The organism is Agrobacterium sp. 22-223-1 (assembly GCF_053522385.1).
Genome location: NZ_JBNWCN010000010.1, coordinates 2,501 through 6,521 on the forward strand (window position 1 = coordinate 2,501; position 4,021 = coordinate 6,521).

The following is a 4,021-nucleotide window of genomic DNA, read 5'->3' on the forward strand; positions in this document are numbered from 1 at the left end:
TTCTGGAGAAATAAAAGTTTGCATCGTTCACAAGGACTGATGCCTGTTCTGAATACATTGTGAAGAGAAGATATGTCTGGAAGCGTCCAGGTGTTTTAAGCCCTTGAGGTTTGAAACGTCCGAGACCAATCCCTGAGAAACCATGAGATGGCTTAGTCGGCCGGAATTGGTGGAGGGGTTGGAGGTAGGAAGGATCGCTTGTCCGAGGCATGTTTGTTGTTTGAAGGTTTAGGCCTTCATCTGATGGACATGCTGGATTGATGTTGCCTGACCGCGCATCACCGGATGATATCTCGAGAAGCTGGTCTTAATGGTATGGCTTCGAGGTGCACCGGCGTGCCCTCAAAGAAGACCGTACCGACACGTCGATGTCATCAGGAAATGACTTGATTGTAAAAGGTAATCAGGTTGCCGTTCCTTTGGAACGGCTATGGATGAGCATAGACAATGAGAACGAAGAAGTGAATTAAGGGCATTTGGTGGATGCCTTGGCATGCACAGGCGAAGAAGGACGTGATACGCTGCGAAAAGCCGTGGGGAGCTGCGAATAAGCTTTGATCCATGGATCTCCGAATGGGGCAACCCACCTTAAATACCTAGAAAATCTGTTCTGTGGCGAAACGCCTGCGTGGGACTTCCCATACAGGGCGCTAGCCCGTCGCCGGTTATCCGGCGCGCCGTCCGCAGGCCTTTGGCCGTGAGGACAGAAGAGGTTTCTAGGTATTGTGATAAGGTATCTTACTTTCGAATACATAGGGGTAAGAAGCGAACGCAGGGAACTGAAACATCTAAGTACCTGCAGGAAAGGACATCAACCGAGACTCCGCAAGTAGTGGCGAGCGAACGCGGACCAGGCCAGTGGCAATGATGAATAAAGCGGAACGATTTGGAAAAGTCGGCCATAGAGGGTGATAGCCCCTTACGCGTAGAACAGTCATTGTCCTTGAGTAGGGCGGGACACGTGAAATCCTGTCTGAACATGGGGAGACCACTCTCCAAGCCTAAGTACTCGTGCATGACCGATAGCGAACAAGTACCGTGAGGGAAAGGTGAAAAGCACCCCGACGAGGGGAGTGAAATAGAACCTGAAACCGGATGCCTACAAACAGTCGGAGCCCGCAAGGGTGACGGCGTACCTTTTGTATAATGGGTCAACGACTTAGTGTAACTAGCAAGCTTAAGCCGGTAGGTGTAGGCGCAGCGAAAGCGAGTCTGAATAGGGCGATTGAGTTAGTTGCATTAGACCCGAAACCGAGTGATCTAGCCATGAGCAGGCTGAAGGTTGGGTAACACCAACTGGAGGGCCGAACCCATAACTGTTGCAATAGTTCGGGATGACTTGTGGCTAGGGGTGAAAGGCCAATCAAACTCGGAAATAGCTGGTTCTCCGCGAAATCTATTTAGGTAGAGCGTCGACCGAATACCCTCGGGGGTAGAGCACTGGATGGGCTATGGGGACTCACCGTCTTACTGATCCTAACCAAACTCCGAATACCGAGGAGTACTAGTCGGCAGACACACGGCGGGTGCTAACGTCCGTCGTGAAAAGGGCAACAACCCTGACCTCCAGCTAAGGTCCCCAAGTCATGGCTAAGTGGGAAAGGATGTGAGGATCCCAAAACAACCAGGATGTTGGCTTAGAAGCAGCCATCATTTAAAGAAAGCGTAACAGCTCACTGGTCTAAATAAGGGTCTTTGCGCCGAAAATGTAACGGGGCTAAAGCCATGCACCGAAGCTGAGGATGTGACAGTTGTAGTGACTGTTGCGTGGTAGCGGAGCGTTCCGTAAGTCTGTGAAGGCGGACCCGTGAGGGCTGCTGGAGATATCGGAAGTGCGAATGTTGACATGAGTAACGATAAAGGGAGTGAGAGACTCCCTCGCCGAAAGACCAAGGGTTCCTGCTTAAAGTTAATCTGAGCAGGGTTAGCCGGCCCCTAAGACGAGGCGGACACGCGTAGTCGATGGGAACCACGTTAATATTCGTGGGCCTGGTGGTAGTGACGGATCTCGTGTGTTGTTCAACCTTATTGGATTGGTTGGGCGGCGAAGAGGTTCCAGGAAATAGCTCCACCGTATAGACCGTACCCGAAACCGACACAGGTGGTCAGGTAGAGTATACCAAGGCGCTTGAGAGAACTATGTTGAAGGAACTCGGCAAATTGCACGCGTAACTTCGGAAGAAGCGTGACCCTTTTGTACGCAAGTATGATGGGGTGGCACAGACCAGGGGGTAGCGACTGTTTATCAAAAACACAGGGCTCTGCGAAGTAGCAATACGACGTATAGGGTCTGACGCCTGCCCGGTGCTGGAAGGTTAAAGGGAGGGGTGCAAGCTCTGAACTGAAGCCCCAGTAAACGGCGGCCGTAACTATAACGGTCCTAAGGTAGCGAAATTCCTTGTCGGGTAAGTTCCGACCTGCACGAATGGCGTAACGACTTCCCCGCTGTCTCCAACATAGACTCAGTGAAATTGAATTCCCCGTGAAGATGCGGGGTTCCTGCGGTCAGACGGAAAGACCCCGTGCACCTTTACTATAGCTTTACACTGGCATTCGCCAAGGCATGTGTAGGATAGGTGGTAGGCTTTGAAGCAGGGACGCCAGTTTCTGTGGAGCCATCCTTGAAATACCACCCTTATCTTCGTGGATGTCTAACCGCGGTCCGTTATCCGGATCCGGGACAGTGTATGGTGGGTAGTTTGACTGGGGCGGTCGCCTCCGAAAGAGTAACGGAGGCGCGCGATGGTTAGCTCAGACCGGTCGGAAATCGGTCGTCGAGTGCAATGGCATAAGCTAGCCTGACTGCGAGACTGACAAGTCGAGCAGAGACGAAAGTCGGTCATAGTGATCCGGTGGTCCCGTGTGGAAGGGCCATCGCTCAACGGATAAAAGGTACGCCGGGGATAACAGGCTGATGACCCCCAAGAGTCCATATCGACGGGGTTGTTTGGCACCTCGATGTCGACTCATCGCATCCTGGGGCTGGAGCAGGTCCCAAGGGTATGGCTGTTCGCCATTTAAAGCGGTACGTGAGTTGGGTTCAGAACGTCGTGAGACAGTTCGGTCCCTATCTGCCGTGGGTGTAGGAATATTGACAGGATCTGTCCCTAGTACGAGAGGACCGGGATGGACGTATCTCTGGTGGATCTGTTGTCCTGCCAAGGGCATAGCAGAGTAGCTATATACGGAATGGATAACCGCTGAAGGCATCTAAGCGGGAAACCAACCTGAAAACGAGTGTTCCCTATCAGAGCCGTGGAAGACGACCACGTCGATAGGACGGGTGTGGAAGCACAGCAATGTGTGAAGCTTACCGTTACTAATAGCTCGATCGACTTCTTCGTTCCCATTGAATATGTTCATCGAACAAAGTTCGATGACATCTGTTCTGTCCTGACGCCCGAAGGGCTCCGGACGGGCCGCGCCACAGGGCGCGACGACCTCTGGTCTGTATGGCTGCCTCGCTCGCTGTCGAGCAAAGGCGGAATACGGACGGGTTACAGAAGACGTGTTAAATAGAGCTTCGGCTCTCCAGCTTCTCGAAAACAACAGTCATGTGAAAACATGAACTAGGTTGCTTTGGCCACCTGGTCCCTCATATCAGAGGTGACCGTATGGCCGATTGGCGTCCCCCGTGAGCGACAAGCGAACGGGATAAGGCATGCCAATCCAATAAAGAGCAACATATGTTCATGCGTTCCGCATGAACATATGTTGCGTTTTGCCGACCTGGTGGTTATCGCGGGGCGGCTGCACCCGTTCCCATTCCGAACACGGCCGTGAAACGCCCCAGCGCCAATGGTACTTCGTCTCAAGACGCGGGAGAGTAGGTCGCTGCCAGGTCTGCAAAACGCAACACAAAATCTTCTCACTCACAAAAGGGCCACAAAGCCCAAATCAAAAGGCCGCAAATGCGGCCTTTATGCTATAATAAAACCAATCAACGCGGGGTGGAGCAGCCCGGTAGCTCGTCAGGCTCATAACCTGAAGGCCGCAGGTTCAAATCCTGCCCCCGCAACCA

1 tRNA gene and 2 rRNA genes are annotated in these 4,021 nt (G+C 52.7%); all 3 read left to right on the forward strand.

The features are described 5' to 3' along the window. The first annotated feature begins 455 nt into the window (after positions 1-455). The 3 genes from ACQZ60_RS25135 (at position 456) to ACQZ60_RS25145 (ending at position 4,021) form a co-directional block, all read left to right on the forward strand. Positions 456-3,344, forward strand: a 23S ribosomal RNA gene (locus ACQZ60_RS25135). Between the two features lie 384 nt (positions 3,345-3,728). Next, a 5S ribosomal RNA gene (gene rrf / locus ACQZ60_RS25140) occupies positions 3,729-3,843 on the forward strand. Positions 3,844-3,944: 101 nt separating this feature from the next. Beyond that, positions 3,945-4,021, forward strand: a tRNA-Met gene (locus tag ACQZ60_RS25145).